Origin of the sequence: Pseudomonas sp. SHLD1, from assembly GCF_028640935.1 — a bacterium.
Classification (GTDB): domain Bacteria; phylum Pseudomonadota; class Gammaproteobacteria; order Pseudomonadales; family Pseudomonadaceae; genus Chryseomonas; species Chryseomonas aestiva.
Genome location: NZ_JAQZAD010000035.1, coordinates 443,450 through 466,872 on the forward strand (window position 1 = coordinate 443,450; position 23,423 = coordinate 466,872).

A 23,423-nucleotide genomic window follows, 5' to 3' on the forward strand; every position below is an offset into this window, starting at 1 on the left:
GACGCGGTCCGGCAGCCAGAACGCCGGACCGCGCGTTATCATCGGCTTCCCATTTTCCGGCCTGGAGTTCGCGTGAGCAGCACGACACCCCCGCGCTACAAGGTGATCGAGGACTTCCTGCTCGAACGCATCCAGGGTGGTGCCTACCCGGTGCATCACCAGATTCCTACCGAGGAGCAGCTGGCGCGGGATTTCGCCGTCAGCCGCATGACCGCCAACAAGGCCATCACCCGCCTGGTGCAGCAGGGCTACCTGATGCGCCAGGCGGGGCTCGGCACCTTCGTCATCGAGCGCAAGGCCGAATCCTCGCTGCACGAGGTGATGAACATCGCCGCCGAGGTACGCGCCCGGGGGCATGCGTATTCCAACGAGGTGCTGCGCAGCGAAGCCATCGCCGCCGACGACGAGGTGGCCTTGCGCCTGGGGCTGCGGATCGGCAGCCAGGTGTTCCACAGCATCCTGGTGCATCGCGAGAACGGCCTGCCCATCCAGCTGGAAGACCGCTACGTCAATCCGCGCTGGGTACCCCACTACCTGGAGAGCGACTTCAGCCGTCAGACCCCCAACGAGGTACTGGTGGCCAGCTGTCCGATCAGCGACGTGGAGCACATCGTCGAGGCGGTGCTGGCCACCGCCCAGACCGCGCTCTGGCTGGACATCGCCGAAGGCGCGGCCTGCCTGTCGATGATCCGTCGTACCTGGTCGGACGAACACCTGGTCAGCTATGTGCGGCTGCTGCATCCGGGTGACAGGTACAAGTTGAGTTCGACGACCCGGCACCGTTGAGGGGCGTGGAGTGGGGATGGGTGTTGGCCTTCGCTCCGCTCAACCCAACCTACGAGACTGCCCCTCTCCCGCTGGGAAAGGGTGGTCGTGGGTTGGCAGCGGGTGTTGGGCTTCGCTGCGCTCAACCCAACCTACGAGACTGCCCCCTCTCCCTCTGGGAAAGGGTAGGGTAAGGGTTGTCGTGGGTTGGCAGCGGGTGTCGGGCTTCGCTGCGCTCAACCCAACCTACGAGACTGCCCCCTCTCCCCCTGGAAGAGGGTTGGGGTGAGGGTAGCCCCTCTAGGTAGAGATTAGAGCTTGCCCACCAGCGCCACGGCAGCCTGCTTGGCCTGGTCCCGCGAAGCCTGGTCGACCTCGGCACCGAAAAGGGTCTTTTCCACCACCACGGTATGCATCCGATCGATGCCGACCATCTCGCACCAGGTGCGCAGATAGGCTTCCTGATGCTCCTGGCGATCCAGGGCCGCACCGCGGGCGGCGATCACCAGTGCCTGGCGACCGCCGAGCAGGCCATTGAGGCCGCGCTCGTCGAAGGTGAACAGCAGGTCCTTCTGGCTGACCACGTCGAACAGCTGCTTGAGCTTGTAGGGAATGCCGAAATTCCAGCAGGGCACGCCGAACACCAGCACATCCGCGGCCTTGAAGCGTTGTGCCAGCGCCTTGGCCACTGTCCAGGCGTGCTCCTGCTCGGCGCTGAGGGGCTCACCCTGGATGCCGGCGTACTTGGCGTCGAGGATGGGACCGTCGAATTCCGGCAGGTCGCAATGCCAGGCATCAAGGGTATCCACCTCGGCGCCGGGATGTTTGCCTTGCCAGGCCTGGATGAAGGCGGTGGCGACTTCCAGCGAGGCGGAGCGATCCTGGCGGGGCGAACCTATCACGTGCAACAGACGGGGCATGGGCGGATCCTCGAGGGATGGGGATTGCGATAACTATAAGCGTCTCGCTGGGGTGCGCCAGCGTCGGATAGGGTGTACCGATGGATGGTCTGGGGGCGGTTCCTGGAGTGGCGATAGATGTTGGGCGGGCCCTCACCCCAGCCCTCTCCCAAGGGGAGAGGGGGTGGTTTGGTATGGCCGCGTGGCTACGTGCGGGTAGGGTGGACAACGGCGCAGCCTTGTCCACGCGTCCGGGGTGGGCACAGGTGAAAAACGCTGCGCGGTTTTCCACGCTACGACTAGGTCAGGGCGAAGCCCGACAACCACCCCTTCCAGCCTCAAGCCGAACCGGCCTCCGTGCGCAGCGCCGGGCCGCGCAGGCCGAGCAGGGTGTCCAGCAGCAGGAACAGCAGCAGGCTGCCGCCCAGCACCGGCAGGCACAGACCTAGCAGCAGGGCCGTCGCCGGCACCAGCAGACGCGGCAGCGGCGACAGCTGGCGCCAGAGGGTGATCAGGCCGGGTTGCGCCGGATCGCGGCTGGGCCGGCGGCGCCACCAGAGCAGGTAGCCCCAGATGGTCATCACCAGCAGGCCGAGGGCGATGGCCGCCAGCACCAGCTGGTTGGCCAGGCCGAACAGCACGCCCATGTGGGCATCGATGCCCCAGCGGGTCAGCTTGGCCGGTAGCGAGTACTGGGCGAAGCGCACCTGATCGACCACCTTGAAGCTGGTCGGGTCGACGGCGACGGCATCCACCTGGGTCGGCCAGCGGCGGTCGATCTCGCTGACCGTCCAGGCCTTGTCGGCGCTGCGCCCCGGACGGATCTCCAGCTTGCCAGCGTCGATACCGGCGGCGCGGGCGCTGGCCAGCACCCGGTCGAAGGTGGCCGGATCCAGCGGTGACGCCATGGCCATGTGCATGGCGCCATGGTGATCGGCGTGCTCGTCATGGGCCATGGCCGGCGCGGGTGCAGTGCCCAGGGCGGTCTTCACGCCCGGCGTGGACCAGCCGTAGTGGGCGCGCAGCACGCCGATGTTGTCGCCGGCAAAGCGCGACCAGGTCAGGCCGGTGGCGGAGAGGAACAGCAGGCCACCCAGCAGCCAGACGCCGGTACTGGCGTGCAGCCCGCGCAGGCCGCGAGCCGGACGGCGCTGGCGGCGGCGCACCAACCACAGGGTCAGGCCGCCGAGGGCCGCGACCCACAGCCAGGAGGCGGCCAGCTCGCTGTAGAGACGACCGGGCTCGCCCAGCAGCAGGCTGCGGTGGAACTGGTCGATGGTGGTGCGCAGCGGCAGGATGCCGCTGGTGCCATAGACCGCCAGATCGCCGCGGATGGCGCCGGTGACCGGGTCGATGAACAGTGCTCGATGGGTCGACTCGCCCAGCGACGGATCGTTGAACATCACCCGGGTGGTATCGCCCTCGGCAGGGGCCGGGCGCACCGCGCCCAGGGTCAGGGTGGGGCCTACCGCGGCCTGGGCGATATGGACCTGCTCGGCCAGCGGCAGGGGCTTGCCGCGGCCGGGGGTGTGCAGGGCCTCGGCATAGAGGTGCGCCTCGAGTTGCGGCGTGAGGGCATAGATCAGGCCGCTGGCGGCGGCCACCAGCAGGAAGGGACCGACGAACAGACCGATGAGAAAATGCAGCCGCGCCAGCAGCTGCAGCAGCGGCCCCGGCGTCTTGGCGGCCGGAGCGGAGGGGTGCGAAGTCATAGCGTTCACCACGGAGCGACGCGCAGCCGGCGAGGGGCCACGCGCGGGATTACGAAAAAGGAGGACAGCCGTCTTTCGTCGCCGGGGTGTCAGGGGGCCTGGGGATGGAGCGTGGAGCGCCGTGCGCGCGGTGGCGGCGGCAGGGCGCTCTGGTAGCGAGGACGATGAGGATCGCCGGGACGCAGCAGCCACTGCAGCACGACGGCGGCCAGAGTGGCGAGGAACAGGGTGGCGGCGAAGACGCAATCATCCGTAGGGGAAAGGGTGGTCACGCTGCCGCCCGGCAGGCCCGCATGCATGCCGGCCATGTCACCCTGGGAGGTCTGGGCGTGCAGACCGTGATGGTGCTCGTGTGCCTGGGTGAGGGGCGGCTGCACCGGCAGGGTCCAGCGCGCCAGCATCTGACCGTGGCCCAGGGCGCAGACGAGTCCGTTCAGCAGGATGCAGGCGAGCAGCATCCAGGCGAGCGAGGCGCGCGGTGAACGGACGGTTTTCATGGCGAGGGACTGTATCATCGTCACGGGCGGCGCACAGCCCGGCCGGCGCGGCCCTGCGCCGAAATGTCGCGCCCCTGCCGCTGCCAGAGAGACGAACAGGAACATGAGCGAAGCGCCACCCATCACCCTCGAACGGCTCACCATGGCGGATGACGAGACGCTGAGCTTTTTGCTGGCGAGCTATCACGAGCTGTTCGGTAGCCGGGGCGGGGCGACGGTCGTACCCCAGGATCTACAGCGCTTCGCCGATCACTATGGTGCGGGGCGCGGCTGCCTGCTGATCGCCCGGGGCGCCGCCGGAGAGCCCCTCGGCAGCATCGGCTACCGGCCCTACGACCGGCGCTTTGCCCAGTTGGCCTATCCCGGCGAGCGGGTGGTGGAGGTGGTCCGGCTGTATGTGGCGGCCCGGCAGCGGCGCCAGGGCCTGGCGCGGCGGCTGTTCGCGGCGCTGCTGGTCCAGGCGAAGCGCGACGCCGTGCAGCGCCTCTATCTGCACACCCATCCCTTCCTGCCCGGGGCCGAAGCCTTCTGGCTGGACCAGGGCTTCCGGGTCGTCGCGCGGGAGACGGCCTTGCCCTGGCAGACCCTCCATCTGGACCGATGGCTGGATAGCGCTCAGGCGTCCGCAGGGCCGCGACAGAGCAGATAGGTGTCCATGATCCAGCCGTGTTCTTCGCGCGCGGCGCTGCGCACCCGGTGGATCTCCTCGGCTACCTCCTGCAGCGGACCGGCGATGAGGATCTCGTCCGCCGTACCGACGTAGGCACCCCAGTAGATATGCAGGCCGGGCTCGTCCAGGCGGCGATAGGCCTCGTGGGAATCGAGCATCACCACCAGGTTGTCCAGGTGCGCGGGGAAGCGCTCCAGGCGCCGGCCGGGGGTGATCTCCAGGGCCTGGCCGATGCGATTGAGCGGCACCCGGTGGCGCGCGGCCAGCGCCTGGACGCTGGAGATGCCGGGGATCACCTCGTAGTCGAAGTCGAGCCGGCCTGCGCGCCTGATCGCCGCCAGGATGCGCAGGGTGCTGTCGTACAGCGCCGGATCGCCCCAGACCAGGAAGGCGCCGCATTCGTCGTCCGCCAGCTCGTGCTCGATCATCTCCACCATCAGCGCCTGCTTGGCGGCGTTGAGGTCGTCCACCGCCTGGCGATAGTCGCCTTCGCGGCGGCGCTCGGGGATGGGCGCGGTGACGAAGCGATAGTCCGCCTGACGGATGTGGCGGGCGCAGATGGTTTCGCGCAGGTGGATCAGGCTGTCCTTTTCCGTGCCCTTGTCGAACAGGAAGAAGGTACTGGCGCGATTGAGGGCGGCGACGGCCTGGAGGGTGAGGTAGTCGGGATCGCCGGCGCCGATGCCGATGACCAGCAGGGTCTTCATGGGGTGGCCTCGATGGAAGGAGCAGCGTCCAGTGTAACGAGGGATGTCTCCTCCGTAGAGACTCAGGCAATCGTCATGCTAATTTCGACCGGTTTGCCTGCCGCCAGGCGGGGATGGACAGGATCGAGGGGGACAGGGGCGTGACGATGACGGCGAGCTGGCGACGGATACCCCGCGGGGTCTGGATTCTGGGTGGGGTGAGCCTGTTCATGGATATCTCTTCGGAGATGATCCACAGCCTGCTGCCGCTGTTCCTGGCCACCGGCCTGGGCCTGAGCGTGCTCTATATCGGCATCCTCGAAGGGGTGGCCGAGGCGACCGCGCTCATCACCAAGATCTTTTCCGGCGTCATCAGCGACTACCTGGGCAAGCGCAAGGGCCTGGCGGTGCTGGGCTATGGCCTGGGCGCCCTGAGCAAGCCGCTGTTCGCCGTGGCCAGCGGTGCCGGCCTGGTGTTCGGCGCGCGCTTCATGGATCGCATCGGCAAGGGCATCCGCGGGGCGCCGCGCGACGCCCTGGTGGCCGACGTCACGCCGCCGGAGATCCGCGGCGCCGCCTATGGCCTGCGCCAGTCGCTGGACACCTTCGGCGCCTTTCTCGGGCCGCTGCTGGCGGTGGGGCTGATGCTGCTCTGGGCCAACGATTTTCGCGCGGTGTTCTGGGTGGCGGTGATCCCGGCCTTCATCGCCGTGGCCCTGCTGGTTTTCGGGCTGGACGAGCCCAAGCCGGCCATCGTCCAGGCACGCACCAATCCGCTCACCCGCAGTCAGCTGCGCAGGCTACCGGCGGCCTTCTGGCAGGTGGCGCTGCTCGGCGGCGTCTTCACCCTGGCGCGCTTCAGCGAGGCCTTCCTGGTGCTCAAGGCCGAGCAGGTGGGGGTGCCCCTGGCGCTGGTGCCGCTGGTGATGGTGGGCATGCAGCTGGTGTTCTCGCTGTCGGCCTATCCGCTGGGGGCGCTGTCCGACCGGGTCAGCCATCGCGCGCTGCTGGCCTGGGGCCTGGTGGTGCTGATCCTGGCCGACCTGGCCCTGGCCTTCGGCAGCGGCTGGACCGGCCTGGCACTGGGCGTCCTGCTCTGGGGCCTGCACATGGGCATGACCCAGGGCCTGCTCGCCGCCATGGTCGCCCGCACCGCCCCGGCCGAATTGCGCGGCACCGCCTTCGGCCTGTTCAACCTGGTCAGCGGCATCGCCCTGCTGCTGGCCAGCAGCATCGCCGGCGCGCTTTGGCACTTCCTCGGCTCCGCCGCCACCTTCCAGTTCGGTGCCCTGGCGGCGACGCTGACGCTGCTGGTGCTGGCGGCCTGCCGACGCAGCACGGCACCGCTGGCAGGCTAGTCGAACAAGGGCCGCAGATAGGGCGCCGTGGGGCTGGCGGGATCCTCCGCCACCGCGCGGGGAGTGCCGCTGGCGACGATGCGCCCGCCTGCCGTGCCGGCGCCGGGACCGATGTCGATCAGCCAGTCGCTGCCGGCCACCACCTGCAGGTTGTGCTCCACCAGCACCACCGTGTTGCCTTCGTCGACCAGGCCGTGCAACTGGCGCATCAGGCGCTCCACGTCGGCCGGATGGAGGCCGGTGGTGGGTTCGTCCAGCACATAGAGGGTGGTGCCACGGCTGGTGCGCTGCAGTTCGGTGGCCAGCTTGATGCGCTGGGCCTCGCCGCCGGAGAGTTCCGTGGCCGGCTGACCCAGGCGCAGATAGCCCAGGCCGATGTCGGCCAGTACCCGCAGCGCTCGCGCCACCGGGACTTCATCGGCGAAGAAGGCCAGGGCCTCGTCCACCGTCAGATGCAGCACCTCGGCGATGGTCTTGCCCTGCCAGCGCACCTCCAGGGTCTCGGGGTTGTAGCGCGCGCCCTGGCAGGTGGGACAGGCGGCGTAGACGCTGGGCATGAACAGGAGCTCGACGCTGACGAAGCCCTCGCCCTCGCAGGTCGGGCAGCGGCCCTTGGCGACGTTGAAGGAGAAGCGTCCGGCGTCGAAGCCTCTTTCCTGCGCCTCGGGGGTGGCGGCGAAGAGCTTGCGCACCCCGTCGAACAGGCCGGTGTAGGTGGCCAGGTTGGAGCGTGGGGTGCGGCCGATGGGCTTCTGGTCCACCGGTACCAGCCGGCGGATGCCGCCGAGGCCATCGACCACCTGGCCGGTGGTGGCGGGCAGGGCATCGCCGTCCAGTTCCGGGGCTTCGTCGCCGTCTTCGACGGCACGCTGGCCCAGCTCGGCGCCCACCAGTTCCAGCAGCGCCTGGCTGACCAGGCTGGACTTGCCCGAACCGGAGACGCCGGTCACCGCCGTCAGGCAGCCCAGCGGAAAGGCGGCGTCCAGCCCCTGCAGATTGTTGCGGGTGACCCCGGCCAGCCGCAGCCAGCCCTGGGGTTCACGGGGCGGCCGGGTCTCGCGTTGCGGCGCGGCGAACAGATAGCGCGCCGTCACCGACTCCGCGACCTCGGCCAGACCCGCGGGCGGGCCGCTGTAGAGTACCCGACCACCGCCTTCGCCGGCCGCGGGACCGACATCCACCAGCCAGTCGGCGCGCTTCATGGTGGCCAGGTCGTGCTCCACCACGAACAGCGAGTTGCCCTGGGCCTTGAGGCCGTCGAGGGCTTCCAGCAGCGACTCGCCATCGGCCGGATGCAGACCGGCGGAAGGTTCGTCCAGCACATAGACCACACCGAACAGCTGGGACACCAGCTGGGTCGCCAGGCGCAGGCGCTGCAATTCACCGGAGGAGAGGGTGGTGGTGCTGCGCTCCAGCGCCAGGTAACCGAGGCCGAGGCGAGTCAGGGTCTGCAGCCGTTCCAGCAACTCGCTGGCCATGCGCTGGGCGGCCAGGCGTTTCTCCGGGGAAAGATCGGGGGTCAGGCGCACGTCCGGGGCACTGGCGTGATCGCTACCGCCGGCGGCCTTGCGCCGGGCGCGGTCCTGTTTGCCGGCTTTGGCGTCCAGCACGCGGGTATCCGCGGCTTCGTCGAAATCACCGGCCGCGACCCGGCGCAGCAGCCCGGTGAGGTCGTCCAGCGGCAGGCGTGACAGCTCGCCGATGTCCAGTCCGGCGAAGGTCACCGAGAGCGCCGCCCGGGTCAGTCGCTTACCGTGGCACAGCGGGCAGGTCTGGCCGATCATGAAGCGTGCCGCGCGCTGCTTCATCTTGGCGCTCTGGGAGTTGGCGAAGGTGTGCAGCACATGGCGCCGCGCCCCGGTGTAGGTGCCCTGGTAGCTGGGCTCGGCCTTGCGCTTGAGCGCGGCGCGGGTCTGCTCGGGGGTGAGGCCGGCATAGACCGGCACCGTGGGCTGCTCCTCGGTGAAGAGGATCCAGTCACGCTGCTTTTGCGGCAGGTCGCGCCAGGGGAGGTCGACGTCATAGCCCAGGGTGACCAGGATATCGCGCAGATTCTGCCCGCCCCAGGCGGTGGGCCAGGCGGCGATGGCGCGCTGGCGGATGGTCAGCGAGGGGTCCGGCACCATGGAGGCTTCCGTCACCTCGTAGACCCGGCCCAGGCCGTGGCACTCGGGGCAGGCGCCCTGGGGCGTGTTGGGCGAGAAATCCTCGGCATAGAGCATCGGCTGGTCGCCGGGGTAGCGACCGGCGCGGGAATAGAGCATCCGCACCAGGCTGGAAAGCCCGGTCACGCTGCCCATGGACGAACGACTGTTGGGCTGGCCGCGCTGCTGTTGCAGGGCCACCGCCGGCGGCAGGCCTTCGATGGCCTCCACCTGGGGCACCCCCACCTGGTCGATCAGCCGTCGGGCATAGGGCGCCACCGATTCGAAGTAGCGGCGCTGGGCCTCGGCATAGAGGGTGCCGAAGGCCAGCGACGACTTGCCCGAGCCGGATACCCCGGTGAACACCACCAGGGCATCGCGGGGGATGTCCACGTCGACGTTCTTCAGGTTGTGCTCGCGGGCACCGCGGACGGAGACGAAACCGGGACGGGGGGAGGAGGGCATGACGGGCGGAAACCTTGGCTGAGAGCGTGCAGACTCGGACCGCGGCACGGCGCAAAGGATCGCCGGGTGATACCGGACGACGGGACAGAGGTCTCATCGTCCGGTTGCCCAGGCTCAAGGTTGCAGCGGGCTCAGAAGGTGTAGCTGACCGACAGCGTCGCGTTGCGCGGCGCACCGTAGTTGCCGCTGGTGGCGTTGTTGTACAGCGACAGCAGGTATTTGCGGTCGGTGAGGTTGTTGAGATTGAGCTGGGTGCTCCAGTGCTCGTCGAAGTCGTAGCTGCCCAGCAGATCCACCAGCGCATAGGCGTTCTGGTGGATGCGGCCGTTGTTGTCGTTCTCGATACCGCTCTGCCATCTCAGCCGCGCGCCGACCTTGGCCTGGGGCAGGCCCGGCAGGCGATAGGTCGCCAGGCCACGCAGGCTGTGGCTAGGCACGAATTTGCGCGCCCGCTCGCCGTTCGCGTCGTCGATGCGCACATAGGTGTAGCCGGCCAGCAGGTCCAGGCCGGGCAGCGCCTCGCCAGAGACCTGCAGCTCCAGGCCATGGCTGCGGTAGTCGGTGGTGTCGTAGAGGTAGCGCGAACCGGCGAGCACCGAGGTGGCGGCCACGTTGCGCTGCGCGGTCTTGAACACCGCGGCGGTCAGGCTCAGACGATCGTCGAACAGGCCGCCCTTGATCCCGGCTTCCAGGCTCTTGCCCTCCAGGGGATCGAGCAGCCGGCCATCCAGGCCGAAACTGTGTTGCGGACTGAAGATCCTGGTCCAGCTGGCATAAAGGCTCCACTGCGGACTCAGGTCGTAGACCAGCCCGGTGTAGGGGGTGACCTCGCCATGGGCACGGGTGTAGTAGTCGGCGCCGAAGCTCAGGCCGCTGGCATCGGCGCTGAGCATCCGCGCGCCGACGATCCAGTGCAGGTCGTCGATCAGGTTGAAGCGGGCGCCGGCGAAGAGGCTCTTCTGGCGGTCGGTGAAGTCCTGGGTATGGCCGCTGTCGTCGGTGTATTGCAGCGACGGCTCGGGGACGCCGGCCAGGGAGCCGGAGAGGGTGGTGGGGTAGTAGCCGTCCTCGGCGAGGATCTTTTCCCGCAACTTCTGGTGGGTCCGGCCGTAGCTGGCGCCCAGGGTGAGTTCGTGGTCGCGGCCGAACAGTTCGAAGGGACCGGACAGCCTGGCCTCGCCGATCAGCTGGTGCGCCTTGCTGGCGGAGTGGTCGCCAAAGGCGGTAGCGTCGTCGCCGCTGACACCGAAGATGTAGTACATGTCAGCGTTCTGCCGCTCGGTGACGCCGGTCGCGGTGAGGGTACCCTGCCAGCCGTTGCCGAAGTCGTGGGTGAATTCACCGAAGACACGCTGGGTATCCAGATTCCAGTAGGTCCAGTCCTGGCCGATGCTGGAACTGCGACGGCCGTAGTGCAGCGGATCGCCGTTCGCGTCGGCCAGCGGCAGGTTGCCCCAGGAGCTGCCGTTGGCGTCGCTGTTGTGCTGAGAGAAACCCAGGGTCAGGGTGTCGGCGTCGCTGAGGTCGAAGGCCACCAGACCGGCCGCTATGTTCTTTTCATGGCCATAGCGATCCAGCCAGGAATTGCCCTTGTCGTGGGCGTAGATGAAGCGTCCGCGCACGTTGCCGGTCTCGGTCAGAGGACCGGAGACATCGGCATCCACCCGGCGGTTGTCCCAGGAACCGACGCTGGCGCCGAACTTGGCCTGGAATTCGGCGGTGGGCCGCTTGCGGACGAAGTTGACCGCGGCCGAGGGGTTGCCGGTGCCGCTCATCAGGCCATTGGCCCCGTGCAGGACGTCCACCTGCTCGTATTCCGCCAGGTCCTGGTCGCCCACCAGCGTGGTGCTGACGAAGGGCATGCCCATGCCGTCGTACTGGAAGCTGTTGATGTCGAAGCCGCGCGAGGTGAACTGGGTACGATCGGTCTCGATTTGCTCGACGGTCACCGACGGGGCGGCGCGCAGGGCTTCCTTGATGCTCTGCAGGCGGAAGTCCTCGACCTGGTCGCGGGTCAGGGTGGTGATCGCCTGGGGCGTCTGGCGTTCGCTCAAGCCCAGGCGCGTGGTGCTGGTGCTGACGGGGCGCCGGTAGCCGACATCGGCGCCGCCGCCTGCGGCACTGGCCTGGATGATGGTCTCGGGCATGGCGAGGGCGGCCTCGGCGCTGCCACCTTCCAGGGCGTAGATACCGGCACCGCGTTCGCTCCAGCGATAGCCGCTGCCACGCAGCAGCTGCTCGAAGCCCTGGTCGAGGGTATAGCGGCCCTGCAGCCCCGGACTGCTGCGACCGGCCAGCGGCGCCGGATCGAATACCAGCTGGATGCCGGCCGTGGCGGCGAAGCGCGCCAGCACCGCGTTCAGCGGGCCCGCGGGAATCCGGTAGTCGCGCCCCTCCGCAGCCGCCAGGGCCGGCAGGGGTAGCAGGGCCAGTCCGGCACCGGTCAGGGGCACGCCCTGCAGGGCGACGGCCAGGATCAGCGGAGTGAAGCGTCGGGTGCCGGGTTGCTGCCGGTGGATCTTTGCCATGTCGTGTTGCCGTCCTCTAAAGCGCACCAGGCGCGGGCTGCCACCGCTCCCCATGAGGGTGTCTGCAGCTATCCCGGACGAGCGCGGGAAAGTGCTCAGGGCGCGCAAGGTTTTTTTCGCGACGGCGTGGGGGCTCAGGGGGCGCCGACCGTGACCCAGTAGCGGCTGCGGCGGCTGATGCGGATCGGCAGGGTGCGCTCCAGGGCCAGCAGCGCCTGGTCGGTGTCGTCCAGCGACAGGGCGCCGGACACCCGCAGCCCGGCGACGGCCGGGTCGCAGCGCAGCAGGCCCGGGCGATAGCGGCCCACTTCGGCCAGCACCTCGGCCAGGGGCCGGTCGTGGGCCACCAGCATGCCCCGGGTCCAGAGGCTGGCATCCTCGTCCACCGGGGCGCGGCGTTGCACGCCATGGGCGTCGAACCAGGCCTGTTGCCCCGTGGCCAGGCGCACGGCAGTGCCCCGTTGCGGACGCACCTCCACGCCATGGGCGAAGACTGCGACCCCGCACAGCGCCTCCTCCAACCGCACGCTGAAGCGGGTGCCCAGGGCCTCGATCTCGCCTTGTGCCAGGTCGATCACGAAGGGTCGGCGCGGCACGACCGGATCGGCATGGGTGGTCACCAGTACCTCGCCCCGTCGCAGGTGCAGACGGCGGGTGCCTTCGTCAAAGCGTACGTCCAGGGCGGAGTCGCTGTTCAGCACCAATTGGCTGCCATCGGCAAGCAGCAGGGAGCGCCGCTCGCCGATGGCGGTCGTCAGCTCGGCGCCCAGCGTATCCAGTGGCAGGGTGCGCAGGGCCAGCCAGCCGCCAGGGCCCCCCACCAGCAGGGCGCTGAGCAGGCGCAGGGTGCGCCGCCGGCTGAGGGCCCGGTCACCTGCGCGGCGTAGCGCCTGCTGACCGAGATCCAGCGGAACGCTGGCGAAGGTACCCATGACCCGCTCGGCCCGTGCCCAGGCCGCGCGATGGGCCTCGCTCTGCGCTCGCCAGCGCTCGAAGGCCTGGCGCTGCGCCTCGTCGGCATCGTCGAAGTTCAGCGCGAGTAGCCATTCGGCGGCCTCTTCGAGCAGGTGCGGCGCGGGTTGGCTCATGCCTCGCCGGCCACCAGGCAGGCCACCAGGGCGCGCTGGATGTAGCGACGTACGGTGATCACCGCCAGATCCAGTCGCACGGCGATCTCGGCCAGGGTGAGCCGCTGGAATTGCGCCAGCAGGAAGGCTTCCCGTACCGGGCCGGGCAAGCCGTCGAGCATGGCATCAATGCGCAGCAGGGCGTCGACGATCAGCCAGTGCGTCTCTGGCGAAGGCACCTGGGCCTCAGGAAGCTGGGCGATGGCTTCGCGATAGGCGCGCTCCACCTCCTGGCGTCGCCAGAGATCGATCACCAGCCCCTTGGCCACCTGCACCAGATAGCGCCGCGAGTCCTCACGCAGCGGCAGCCGTCCGGAGCTGAGGATGCGCAGATAGGTGTCCTGGGCGATGTCCGCCGCATCCGGCGCGTTGCCCAGCCGCCCACGCAGCCAGCCGCTGAGCCAGCCGTGATGATCGCGATAGAGCCGATCGAGGACGACGGTGGGCGAGCCGGAGGACAGGGCGGGGCACATGGAAGATCCTTGGCGCGAGCGCCGGTCTTAAATGATAAAGCGTCTCATTTTAGTTAAAGGCTGGAGGTCGCACAATGCGTGATCGAGCGGATCGACGAAGCGGGCGGGTGGCCGAGGGCCAGGTGGGTACCGCCTGCCGCTTCCGGATTGGGCCGGGCAGGCCGGAGGGGAAGAGGCGGGAGCGAGAAGCGCGGCCCGAGGCGGTTAGCCCCGAGCCGGTTTCGCGGCCTCAGTCCTGCGCATGCTCCAGGGCATAGGCGCGGCAGTGGGCCAGGTAGCCCATCTCGTGGGCGCCCACCAGTTGCACCACGCTGCTCCACAGCCAGGAGGGGGCATCCAGGGTGCGGGTGCGATTGCGTTGCAGATCGCTCATCCACTCCACGCGGGTGGCCAGGTCGATCTGCCGGGCGTGGGCGCGGCCGACCACCCGGGCCAGGTAGGCCGCGGCGCTCATGGCTTCGCGGGCGCTGAGCTCGTCCAGTTCCAGCTTGAGATCCTGGGGCAGCAATTCGCGGATGAAGAAGGAGTGATCCAGCAGGCGCACCGCCAGCATGCGATTGCCCAGGGCCGGGGAGAGCTGGCGTGCACCTTCCACCACGCGCTTGCCGTTGTCGCGGGGCATGGTGGCATGGGCCACGCGCGGCGCGGCGGCGGCCACCGCCTGCTTGACGTCGATCAGGCAGTAGTCCTGGTCGTCGCCGTCGTCCACGCCCAGTAGCACAGCGTAGCGGCGCAGGCCCAGGGAGCTGCAGCCCTTGACCCAGTAGGCGCTGTCGAGCAGTTCGACGCGGCTCTCGTGGCTGCGGCCCTTGAGCGAGGTCACCAGGGCATGGATGCCCGGTGTCTCGCACAACTCGGCGATGGCCTGGCGCTCGGCCTTGCTCAGCTGCCAGAAGTGCTTGCCCAGCGGCAACTTGGGCCGGGTGTTTTCCATGCGTTCGCGGGCCAGGTGCTTCCAGGTGCGTTGCACCGCGCTGCGCATCCCGGCCTTGACCTGGGCCGGCCGCGGCACCTCGCGTTCGAGATCGTCCTCGAAGGCTATCTCGTAGCCGCGCATCATCTCTTCGAGCATCCGCGCCGTGGTCACCCCCGGCAGGTCGGAGCCGCGCGCTGCTGTGGCCAGCGACAGCGCCAGGCGCACCAGGTCATGGGCCGGATTGCCGACCACGGTCTGGTCCAGGTCGCGGATGTTGACGTCGGTGGAACCGTGCAGGTCGCCGGTAGGGCCCAGGTTGCCGGCATGGCAGTCGCCGCAGATCCATACCGCCGGCCCATTGGGCAGGTTGCGGCCGGGCTGGCTGTGCAGCCACTCGTAGAACTGCACCGTGCTGCCACGCACATAGGCGTGGGCGGAGCGGGCCATTTTCAGATTGCGCAGCTGGTTGAGGCAGGGGAGACGATCGACGGGACGCGGGGTTTTCATGCAGGGCGCAGGCCTTGAGGGAGACGCCTTTGTGACCGTTGCGCTGGATGAATGTTGCGAGGTGTTTCGGCAAGTCGATCCCGGCCAGGTGCCGGGATCGCGGGAGACGGGCCGCGGGGAGGCCTGGCGCTAGCAGCGGAACTGGCTGATCTGGCGATTCAGGTCGTTGGCCAGGGCGTCCAGGGACACCGCGGTCTGCACCGTCTCGCCGATGGCTTCGCTGTTCCGCTGGGCCATCTGCGCCAGACGCTCCACGGTACGGGCGACGTCGTGGCTGGCGGCGGTCTGCTCGCGCAGGGCCAGGGAGATCTGGTTGACCACCCGCACCACCTTGTCCGAGGCGGTGTTGATGCTGACCACCGCCTCACCCGCCCGGTTGGCCAGGTCGACCCCGCCATTGACCTGGCGGACGCCCACCTCCATGTCGCTCATGGCCGCCTGGGTCGCCGCCTGGATCTTCTCGATCATGGCGGCGATCTCCTGGGTGGAATTGGTGGTGCGTTGTGCCAGCTGGCGCACCTCGTCGGCCACCACGGCGAAGCCGCGGCCCTGTTCGCCGGCCCGCGCCGCCTCGATGGCGGCATTCAGCGCCAGCAGGTTGGTCTGGTCGGCGATGCCCTGGATCACGCTGACGATGGAGGACACCCGCTCGGAATGCTCGCCCAGTTCGCCGATGCGGGTGGCCGAGGACTGCACGGTACCGGCGATGGATCTCATGCTGTCCACCGAGGCCTGGATGGTCTGGCCGCCATCCTGGGCCAGCCGGCCCGACTGGCTGGAGAGGTCATGGGCCTCCCCGGCATTGTCCGAGACATGGTTAATGCTGACGGTCAGCTCTTCCACGGTAGCCGCCATGCTGGAGGCGGCGCTGGACTGTTCCTGGGCGGCGGCGGACAGCTGCTGGGAATTGGCCGAGATACTGTGGGACGCGGCGACCAGGTGATCGGTGCCCTGCTTGATCCCCTGGATCATGCCGCGCAGCTTGTCCTGCATCTGGGCGAAGGCGGTCAGCAACTGGCCCAGTTCGTCGCGCCCGCCAGCGGGAATCGGCGAATCCAGCTGGCCGGCGGCGATGGTGCGGGCGACGGCGACGGTCTGGGCCAGCCGGCCCACGATGGTGCGCGTCAGCGACCAGGCGATGCCCAGCGCCAGCAGGGTAGCGAGCAGGCCGCCACTGATCAGGATCGCCATCGCCTGCTGCTTGGCGTCGTCCATCGACTGGGTGCGGCCGTCCAGCAGGCGATTCTCGCGGGTCTTGAGCTGTGCCAGCAACTCGCGCATGCCATCCATCCTGCCCTTGTCCTGGGCGGTCGCGATGCGCGCGGTCAGGGCATCCAGTGGCTGGGTACCGGCATTGACCTGCCGGCGCATTGCCAGGATCTGCTGCACGGACTCATTGTTCCATTGCTGCTTGGCCTGGCCCAGCTGTGCCAGGGCGGCCTGCTGCTCCGGGTTGTCGCGGGTGAGTTGGGTGAGCTCCTGCAACTGCTCGGCGAACTGCTGCTCGCCCTTGTTCAGGGGATCGAGAAATTCCTCCTTGCCGGTCAGGGCGAAACCGCGCATGCCGGTTTCCATGTTGACCAGCGCCAGCAAGGCCGCATCCGAATCCTGCAGGACGTGGTAGGAGTGGATGTTCTGCCGGACAGCCTGGTTGACCTGATTGAAGCCCTGCCAGGCCGCCAGGATCAGCGCCAGGATGATGACCAGAATGGCACCGAAGCCGAGTCTGAGTTTGTTCGCGATGGTCAGCTGTTGCAGCATGGGAAGGCCTCACGCGCCAGGTTGTCGACTCACGCCCAGGGGGCAACGTTTGGGGTACAGCGAGCTAGCGGAGGGAAACGCGACTGATCCGTGTCCTGCGTCGACGGTGGGGACGCGTGGCTCCTGATAGTGCCGATACCGCGGATGACTCCAGTCGCGCCGCGCCAAGCCGGAATGCAGGCCGAAAAAGGCCGGTATCCCGCACGAGAACGGCAGGCTAGAGCCTCCGAGCCTGGTCTTTGAGCGGCCGCCCCTGGAAAAGTTTTGTGTGACGCAGTAAACATTTTCGCGATTCGGAGCGGCGCTGGAGGACGGCCCACCGCGAAGGACAGGCGCGAAGAACGTGTCGTCAGCGTTCCAGGCGGGCCAGCCGGCGAGCCAGTTCGCCGGCCTCCGCCGCGCTGGCGACATTGGTGAACCCCAGCAGCAGCCCCTGGGCCTGGGGCGCTTCCAGATACCAGCGCGACAGGGCCTGGACCCCCAGGCCGTCGGCCCGGGCGGCATCCGCCCAGCGGCGATCATCGCCCTGCGGCAGGCGCGCCAGCAGGTGCAGCCCGCCGGCCTGCAGGTCGATCCGCAGCGCGTCGCCCAGGCTGTTCGCCAGCGCCTCGGCCAGCCACTGGCGACGCTGGCGGTAGAGACTGCGCATACGGTTGAGGTGGCGGGCGAAATGCCCCTCTTCCAGAAAGCTCGCCACCGTGGCCTGCAGCAGCAGGGGCGTGTGGTTGTGCAGCCGGTCGGCGCTGTGGCCGAAGGCAGCGACCTGCGCGGGCGGCACCACCAGGTAGGCGAGGCGCAGACCGGGAAACAGCACCTTGCTGAAGGTCCCGGTGTAGAGCACCCGCCCGCCGTCATCCAGGCTCTTGAGCGCGGGCAGCGGCTTGCCCTGGTAGCGGTATTCGCTGTCGTAGTCGTCCTCGATGATCCAGGTGTTCTGCCGCATCGCCCAGTTCAGCAGCGCCAGCCGCCGAGGCAGGGCGAGGGCGACGCCCAGCGGACTCTGGTGACTGGGGGTGACCAGGGCGCACCGGGCGCCCGGCGCCCGGGCGAGACCGGCGGCGACGTCCAGTCCCGCCTCGTCCACGGGCACCGGCACCAGTGCCAGGCCGGCACCCTGCAGCGCCTGGCGGGCGATGAAATAGCCGGGCTCCTCGAACCAGCAGGCGTCGCCGGGTGCCAGCAGCGTCTGGACGACCAGGTCCAGGCAGGCGCGATAGCCCGCGCAGACGAACACCTGCTCCGGACGACAGGCGATCCCGCGGGACAGGCCCAGGTAGGTGGCGATGGCGGCGCGCAAACCGGCGTCACCCCGGGCATCGGGATAGACCAGTCCTTCCAGGCCCTGACTGCGCAATTGCCGCGCGGCCAGGCGCGTCCAGCCTTTGCGCGGAAAGGCGTCCAGCGCCGGCAGGCCCAGCTGCAGCGGCAGCGGCGCGCCGCCGGCATGGATCGCCGCGGCGTCCGGTGAGGAGGGTACGGCCGGTGGCGGGGCGGTCGGGCGACTCCACTGGGGCGAGACGATGGTCCCGGCCGGACCGCGCGGCAGCAGAAAGCCTTCGGCGATCAGCTGCTGGTAGGCCATCTCCACCGTGCCTCGGGCCACGTTCAGCTCGGCGGCCAAGGCGCGCACTGCTGGAACCCGATCGCCGGGCTGCAGACGACCTTCGTCCAGCGCCAGGCGAAAGCGCTGATAGAGCTGCCGGTAGAGCGGCAGGGCGAGGCGACTGTCGAGGGCAGCAATGAGGGTCATGGCCTGGTCGTTTATGTCTTTCTTGGCTCTATAGCCTAGGCCATCGGCTGTCTAGAGTGGGGTCATCTTTCCAGGAGACAGCCGTCATGCCCCTGACCTTCCAGCCCTTGCCACCCGATCATCCGCTGTGCCTGGCCAGCCTGACGCTGATGCGGATACTGCGCCCGCACCTGGACGACGCCGAACGTTACCAGGCGCAGCTCCAGCGCCAGGCGGCCCAGGGCTACCGGCTGCTGGCCGCCCTGGAGGAGGGCGAGGTGGTCGGCCTGGCCGGTTATCGCGAGCTGGAGAATCTGCTCTACGGCCGCTTCCTCTATGTCGATGATCTGGTGGTGCAGCCGGCCCGTCAGCGCGACGGCCTGGGTGGACGGTTGCTGGCGGCGGTCCGCAGCGAAGCCCTTGATCGCGGCTGCTCCCACCTGATCCTGGATACCGGTCTGCACATGCCACTGGCCCAGCGCTTCTATTTCCGCCAGGGCCTGCTCGCCCGCGGCCTGCATTTCGCCGAGCGGCTGACGGCGGAGGTGACGCCATGATGACCGTCCTCCATGTCAACGCCAGCCCACGTCCTGCCACCTCCCAGGGCTATCGGCTGGCCGGTGAACTCCTGGCCGCGCTGAGGCCGAGCTGGCCTGGCCTGGCGATACTGGAGCGGGATCTGGCCGCCATGCCGCTGCCGCCGCTGAGCGCCGACTATGCCGAGGCCCTGACCCGGCGCACGCCACCGCAGGCACCGGCATTCACCCTGTCCGAAGCCCTCATTGGCGAACTGGAGGCAAGCGACCTGCTGCTGATCAATACGCCGCTGCACAACTTCACCCTGCCCGCGGCGCTCAAGCTGTGGCTCGACTATGTGCTGCGCATCGGTCGCACCTTCGCGTCCGCCGCCGCGGGCAAGCGCGGGCTGCTGGCCGACCGGCCGGTCTACCTGCTGGTCGGCTCGGGTGGTCATCACCGCGGCCCCCATGCGCGGCAGCCGGACTTCCTCACCGCCTACCTGCGCCATGCCCTGGGCACGCTCGGGCTGTTCGACCTGCACTTCATCTATCTGGAAGGCCTGGTCGGCACCCCGGCCGACGTGGCCGACACCCTGGCGGCCGCCCGCGAGCAACTTTCCCGCGAGCTGCCCTTCCGCCCGCTCGCCAACCCTCTGACCACTACCCTGGAGTAAGCCATGAGCCAACTACGACTGCCGTTTTCCACCCTCTCGCCCGCCGCCTACCAGGGCCTGATCGCCACGGGCCAGGCCCTGGCGCAGAGTTCGCTGGGCCTGGAGCTGGTGGAGCTGATCTATCTGCGCATCTCCCAGATCAATGGCTGCGCCTTCTGCCTGGGCAAGCACGCCGAAACCCTGCGCGAGCAGGGCGTCAGCCAGGCCAAGCTGGATCGTCTGGCCGGCTGGCGCATCAGCAACCTCTTCGATGCCCGCGAGCGCGCTGCCCTGGAGTGGGCCGAGACCCTGACCGCTGTCGCCGAGAAGGGCGCCCCCGACGCGGTCTACGAACCGCTCAGGGCCCAGTTCAGCGACGCGGAGATCGCCGACCTGACCTTCGCGGTGGCGCTGATGAATGCCTTCAACCGGCTGGCAGTGGGGATGCGCCTCTGAGGCGAAGGCAGGCCGCAGCGAAGGACGATTTCAGCTCTTCGCTGCCTTCCCGGCAGGCGGGGGGCCTCGGCAGTCGGAGCCCGTGAGGGGCGTTCACCGGCCAGGCCGGGCCCGGGCTATACTGCGCCTTTCTACCCGACTACCCAGGTGCAGCATGGCTACCGATACCTCGAAGCTGGATCGAATCCTCGCCGAGACCCAGCGCGAGCGCGAACGCGGCTATCGTGACAAGGCGTTGAAGATGTATCCCCACGTCTGCGGTCGCTGCGCCCGCGAGTTCGCCGGCAAGCGCCTGAGCGAACTGACCGTGCACCATCGTGACCACAACCACGACAACAATCCCCAGGACGGCTCCAACTGGGAATTGCTCTGCCTGTACTGCCACGACAACGAGCACAGCCGCTACACCGATCAGCAGTACTTCAGCGACAGCTCCCTCAGCTCGCCCAAGGTGGCCCAGGCCACCCACAACCCCTTCGCCGGGCTGGCCGGGCTGCTGAAAAAGGACTGAGTGCGCGGCGATCAGGACAGGTCGCCCTGCCTTAAGCCGATCTTAAGTCTCACGCTCTAGCGTTTCAGGTCTTTGGCTGGTTGCCGACCTGGGAGCGAGCAGGGATGAGACGTTCGAACGTTGCGAAGCGAATGTCCGCCGGGGCCTTGGCCTTGCTGACCGCAGGCTGCCTGACGGAGGCCTCCGCCGAGATGACCGTCATCCGCGGAGAAGGCGGTGCCAGTGCCGACACCGCGTCGGTGTACTTCAACAGCGGTATCAACGATCGCTCGGTCAGCTCCCTGCTGGCTGCCCTGAGCGACATCGCCCTCAAGTATCCGGCCACCAAGAACGTCAATCTCTACCTCAACAGCCCTGGAGGCAGCATGGAGGCGGGCTATGTCGCCTACGAGTTCATCCGCCACTATCCGCTGCACATCAATACCATCGACGCCGCCGCGACGGATTCATCCGCCACCCTGATCTACTGTGCGGCCGAAGATCGTTATGCCGCGCCACTTTCCAGCTTTCTCCTGCATCCGGCCGCGGCGGCCATCGCCGTCAACGGCTACATGAAGCCGGACCAGGCCAAGCAGGCGTTCGAGGACGTCGAGCGTGAGAACCTCAAGTTCCGCGAGATCTACAAGGGCTGTCTCAAGCTGACCCCGGAGGAGCTCACGACCCTGCTGTCCTCCGAGAGCAACAGACGGCGCCTGGGCTACGACGCCGCCAAGGATATAGGCCTGATCACCCGGACCGCGGACCAGCTGCCGCGAGGGACCGACCGGGCCACCTACCTTGTCAGCGACGGCGGGGGGCGCTGACGGCAGCGGCCCCGCCCGGGAGGCTGGTCGCTCAGGCTCGGTGGGTGGGTCTACGCCTGGCCTGCCAGGTGAGGGCGGCGAGCCAGCAGACGCCTGCGGCATAGTTGAGGCGCTGGTACAGGCCGAAGCCCTGGCCGTCGGTGACCGCTCCGGCCATCAGGCCCGCGGTGACCAGCGCCAGCCCGGTACAGAAGATCGAGAAGAAGGCAAACCCCGGCGAGGCCAGCAGGCGCCTGCCGAGCCAGCCTCAGAGTGCGCTGGCGAGGGTCAGCGACAGGAACATCACCAGGCCCGCCAGGTTGTGCAGCGCTTGCGAGCGCGACGGCTGCACCGGGGCGCAGCCCTGGTCGCACGGAAAAAGCCCGGTGGCGCAGCTTGCCAGGCCATGCAGCAGGATCAGGGCCGCGCTCAGGCAGGCCAGGCGCGATCCGCGAAAACGACGGACCAGCCCCAGGCCGACCAGCACGAAGAGCACACCGAGCGGAACGTTGTTGATCCAGGCGGAAAAGCCCTGGGTGGGCGCATCGACTGCACCCAGCCGACTCAAGGCATGGTCCATATGGCTATAGCCGGGATAGGCCAGGGCGGTCAGTGCTACACCGATCGCCAACCAGACAGGAATCACCAGGCCCAGGCCCAGCAGAACCCGGTCGGTCCTGCTCAAGGTGGACGTCCTCGTCAGCATGGCTCGCTTCCTTGGTCTTGAGATCCGCTCATGCTAGGAGACGCCGGCGGCGAGCGTTACCGATTTTTTTGCAAGGCAGCTTGCCCAGGCGTCATCCTGTGCCGTCCTGCTGCCAAGGATGACCGCTGATGACCAGACGCTTGCCGAGCACCACGGCGCTGGTGGCCCTGGAAGCGGCCGCCCGCCATTTCAGCTTCGCCAAGGCCGCGCAGGAGCTGGCACTGAGCGAGGGTGCCATCAGCCGGCAGATCGCCAAGCTGGAGGCGGCTCTGGGCGTCCGGTTGTTCAATCGGGTCGGTAATCGCGTCGAGCTTTCCGCCGCCGGCGCCGGCTATGCCGCTCATATGCGCACGGCCTTGGCCGACATCGAGCGCCATACCCAGCAACTGATCGCCCAGGCCTGCGGTGCCACGGCACTGGAAATCGGCGTTATCCCGACCCTGGCCGGTCGCTGGCTGATTCCCCTGCTGGCGCGCTTCCGCGAGCGCCATCCGGACATCGAGGTCAACCTCCGCGAGCGGACGCAGCCCTTTGCCCTGGAAGACAGCGGCCTGCATGCGGCGATCAACTACGAGCATCCGAGCTGGCAGAGCCTGAGGGTGCAACGGCTGTTCGAGGCGCAACTGGTGGCGGTCTGCCATCCCCGTCTGGCTGACCAGCCTCCCGGCAGCCTGCCGCTGTTGCACAAGCGGGAGAGCCCGCACAGCTGGACCCGCTATGCCGCACTTGCAGGGCTATCCCTGGGCGCCCCGACGGCTGGCCCCACCTATGATCGCTATTCGCTGTTGATCGAGGCCGCCAAGGCCGGTTTCGGCATGGCCCTGGTGCCCCAGCGCTACATCGAGGAAGACCTGGCCACGGGCCGCCTCCTGGCGCCCTGGCCGGTCATGCCGGAATTGCGTGAGCGCTATGTGCTGGTGACCCGTCCCGCGGAGGCCATGGATCCGGCGCTGGCACTTTTCGAGCGGTGGCTGCTGGAAGAGGCCAGCCTGGAGTAGGGGAAGTTGATGCGTGATGGTGGAAAAGGCTGGGCCGTTTTCCACCCTACGCCGGGGCCTACCGGGTGCGCCCCCTCTCCCTGGGGGAGAGGGTCGGGGTGAGGGCAGGCGCCCGACTCACACCTTGAAGCGCGCCGTCATCTCCTGCAGGCGTACGCCGATGCGGGCCAGTTCCATGCTCGAGGAAGCCGTCTCTTCGCTGGCGGCGGCGGTCTGGTCGGAGATGTCGCGGACGTTGGTGACATTGCGACTGATCTCTTCGCCAGCCGAACTCTGCTGCTCGGCGGCGCAGGCGATCTGTTCGTTCATCGACTCGATGTCCTTCACCGAGCGGGTGATGCGCTTGAGCATCTCGCCCGCCTCGCGCGACAGGCCGACGCTGCTCTCGGTCAATTGCACATTGTGGTCGAGCACCGTGCCCATGCGGTCGGTGCTCTGGTGCAGACCGGTGATGAGCTGAGCGATCTCGTCCGTCGAGGAGCGGGTGCGCTGGGCCAGGCCGCGGACCTCGTCGGCGACCACGGCGAAGCCGCGTCCCGCCTCGCCGGCGCGGGCGGCTTCG

21 protein-coding genes and 2 pseudogenes are annotated in these 23,423 nt (G+C 68.5%); 9 read left to right on the plus strand and 14 right to left on the minus strand.

Translation table 11 applies throughout. The features are described 5' to 3' along the window. The first annotated feature begins 72 nt into the window (after positions 1 to 72). Positions 73 to 786, plus strand: coding sequence for a histidine utilization repressor (gene hutC, locus PVZ77_RS25795; protein ID WP_273808846.1), 714 nt, complete (start codon positions 73 to 75; stop codon positions 784 to 786). 290 nt (positions 787 to 1,076) lie between these two features. Here the strand turns inward: hutC and PVZ77_RS25800 are convergent, their stop codons facing one another. From PVZ77_RS25800 to PVZ77_RS25810, 3 genes are all read right to left on the minus strand, one after another. Further along, positions 1,077 to 1,685 (minus strand): FMN-dependent NADH-azoreductase, encoded by a 609-nt coding sequence (locus tag PVZ77_RS25800; protein ID WP_273808847.1) that lies wholly within the window; start codon positions 1,683 to 1,685, stop codon positions 1,077 to 1,079. Positions 1,686 to 2,002: 317 nt separating this feature from the next. Next, on the minus strand, positions 2,003 to 3,376 hold the full coding sequence (locus PVZ77_RS25805; RefSeq protein ID WP_273808848.1) for a PepSY-associated TM helix domain-containing protein: 1,374 nt from the start codon (positions 3,374 to 3,376) through the stop codon (positions 2,003 to 2,005). An 89-nt stretch (positions 3,377 to 3,465) separates the two neighbouring features. Next, complete coding sequence (locus PVZ77_RS25810; RefSeq protein WP_273808849.1) at positions 3,466 to 3,873, minus strand: hypothetical protein; 408 nt, start codon at positions 3,871 to 3,873, stop codon at positions 3,466 to 3,468. Positions 3,874 to 3,976: 103 nt separating this feature from the next. Between PVZ77_RS25810 and PVZ77_RS25815 the strand changes: the two genes are divergently transcribed. Beyond that, complete coding sequence (locus PVZ77_RS25815; RefSeq protein WP_273808850.1) at positions 3,977 to 4,522, plus strand: GNAT family N-acetyltransferase; 546 nt, start codon at positions 3,977 to 3,979, stop codon at positions 4,520 to 4,522. On the opposite strand, the gene cobF is transcribed toward PVZ77_RS25815, so the two are convergent. Next, entirely contained in the window at positions 4,489 to 5,250 is a 762-nt protein-coding gene (gene cobF, locus PVZ77_RS25820) for a precorrin-6A synthase (deacetylating) (protein WP_273808851.1), read from the minus strand. The genes PVZ77_RS25815 and cobF overlap by 34 nt on opposite strands. A gap of 146 nt (positions 5,251 to 5,396) precedes the next feature. Between cobF and PVZ77_RS25825 the strand changes: the two genes are divergently transcribed. Continuing rightward, positions 5,397 to 6,587 carry an MFS transporter gene (locus PVZ77_RS25825; protein ID WP_273808852.1) on the plus strand — a complete coding sequence of 397 codons (1,191 nt, stop codon included), beginning with the start codon at positions 5,397 to 5,399 and terminating at the stop codon, positions 6,585 to 6,587. Here the strand turns inward: PVZ77_RS25825 and PVZ77_RS25830 are convergent. From PVZ77_RS25830 to pdxR, 8 genes and pseudogenes are all read right to left on the minus strand, one after another. After that, positions 6,584 to 9,196 (minus strand): excinuclease ABC subunit UvrA, encoded by a 2,613-nt coding sequence (locus PVZ77_RS25830; protein ID WP_273808853.1) that lies wholly within the window; start codon positions 9,194 to 9,196, stop codon positions 6,584 to 6,586. The genes PVZ77_RS25825 and PVZ77_RS25830 overlap by 4 nt on opposite strands. Positions 9,197 to 9,327: 131 nt before the next feature. Next, positions 9,328 to 11,724, minus strand: coding sequence for a TonB-dependent siderophore receptor (locus tag PVZ77_RS25835; RefSeq protein ID WP_273808854.1), 2,397 nt, complete (start codon positions 11,722 to 11,724; stop codon positions 9,328 to 9,330). 134 nt (positions 11,725 to 11,858) lie between these two features. Beyond that, positions 11,859 to 12,812, minus strand: a complete 954-nt coding sequence (locus tag PVZ77_RS25840; protein WP_273808855.1) for a FecR domain-containing protein — start codon at positions 12,810 to 12,812, stop codon at positions 11,859 to 11,861. Then, complete coding sequence (locus tag PVZ77_RS25845; protein ID WP_273808856.1) at positions 12,809 to 13,324, minus strand: sigma-70 family RNA polymerase sigma factor; 516 nt, start codon at positions 13,322 to 13,324, stop codon at positions 12,809 to 12,811. The genes PVZ77_RS25840 and PVZ77_RS25845 overlap by 4 nt, the downstream gene beginning before the upstream one ends. A 229-nt stretch (positions 13,325 to 13,553) precedes the next feature. Beyond that, positions 13,554 to 14,747, minus strand: a complete 1,194-nt coding sequence (locus tag PVZ77_RS25850) for a DUF2252 domain-containing protein (protein WP_273808857.1) — start codon at positions 14,745 to 14,747, stop codon at positions 13,554 to 13,556. A 129-nt stretch (positions 14,748 to 14,876) separates the two neighbouring features. Beyond that, on the minus strand, positions 14,877 to 15,740 hold the full coding sequence (locus PVZ77_RS26280) for a methyl-accepting chemotaxis protein (RefSeq protein ID WP_443218132.1): 864 nt from the start codon (positions 15,738 to 15,740) through the stop codon (positions 14,877 to 14,879). Continuing rightward, positions 15,735 to 16,508: pseudogene (locus PVZ77_RS26285) on the minus strand (CHASE3 domain-containing protein); the annotation flags it as partial. The pseudogene PVZ77_RS26285 and the gene PVZ77_RS26280, both read right to left, overlap by 6 nt. Positions 16,509 to 16,857: 349 nt before the next feature. Next, entirely contained in the window at positions 16,858 to 18,258 is a 1,401-nt protein-coding gene (gene pdxR, locus PVZ77_RS25860; RefSeq protein ID WP_273808859.1) for a MocR-like pyridoxine biosynthesis transcription factor PdxR, read from the minus strand. Between the two features lie 86 nt (positions 18,259 to 18,344). Between pdxR and PVZ77_RS25865 the strand changes: the two genes are divergently transcribed. The 5 genes from PVZ77_RS25865 to PVZ77_RS25885 all read left to right on the plus strand — a co-directional run bounded on the left by PVZ77_RS25865 (position 18,345) and on the right by PVZ77_RS25885 (position 21,178). After that, positions 18,345 to 18,794, plus strand: coding sequence for a GNAT family N-acetyltransferase (locus PVZ77_RS25865; RefSeq protein WP_273808860.1), 450 nt, complete (start codon positions 18,345 to 18,347; stop codon positions 18,792 to 18,794). Then, positions 18,791 to 19,429, plus strand: a complete 639-nt coding sequence (locus PVZ77_RS25870; protein ID WP_273808861.1) for an FMN-dependent NADH-azoreductase — start codon at positions 18,791 to 18,793, stop codon at positions 19,427 to 19,429. The genes PVZ77_RS25865 and PVZ77_RS25870 overlap by 4 nt, the downstream gene beginning before the upstream one ends. Positions 19,430 to 19,432: 3 nt before the next feature. Next, positions 19,433 to 19,864 carry a carboxymuconolactone decarboxylase family protein gene (locus tag PVZ77_RS25875; RefSeq protein ID WP_208694488.1) on the plus strand — a complete coding sequence of 144 codons (432 nt, stop codon included), beginning with the start codon at positions 19,433 to 19,435 and terminating at the stop codon, positions 19,862 to 19,864. 154 nt (positions 19,865 to 20,018) lie between these two features. After that, on the plus strand, positions 20,019 to 20,375 hold the full coding sequence (locus tag PVZ77_RS25880) for a YajD family HNH nuclease (RefSeq protein WP_183630973.1): 357 nt from the start codon (positions 20,019 to 20,021) through the stop codon (positions 20,373 to 20,375). A gap of 191 nt (positions 20,376 to 20,566) precedes the next feature. Continuing rightward, positions 20,567 to 21,178 carry an ATP-dependent Clp protease proteolytic subunit gene (locus PVZ77_RS25885; RefSeq protein ID WP_273808862.1) on the plus strand — a complete coding sequence of 204 codons (612 nt, stop codon included), beginning with the start codon at positions 20,567 to 20,569 and terminating at the stop codon, positions 21,176 to 21,178. Between the two features lie 31 nt (positions 21,179 to 21,209). Here PVZ77_RS25885 and PVZ77_RS25890 read toward each other — a convergent pair. After that, positions 21,210 to 21,863 (minus strand): annotated as a pseudogene (locus tag PVZ77_RS25890) (DUF998 domain-containing protein). Between the two features lie 128 nt (positions 21,864 to 21,991). On the opposite strand from PVZ77_RS25890, the gene PVZ77_RS25895 reads away from it, so the two are divergent. Continuing rightward, entirely contained in the window at positions 21,992 to 22,861 is an 870-nt protein-coding gene (locus PVZ77_RS25895; RefSeq protein ID WP_273808863.1) for a LysR substrate-binding domain-containing protein, read from the plus strand. Between the two features lie 117 nt (positions 22,862 to 22,978). Here PVZ77_RS25895 and PVZ77_RS25900 read toward each other — a convergent pair. After that, a partial coding sequence (locus PVZ77_RS25900; protein WP_273808864.1) for a methyl-accepting chemotaxis protein occupies positions 22,979 to 23,423 on the minus strand: 445 nt, incomplete at its 5' end.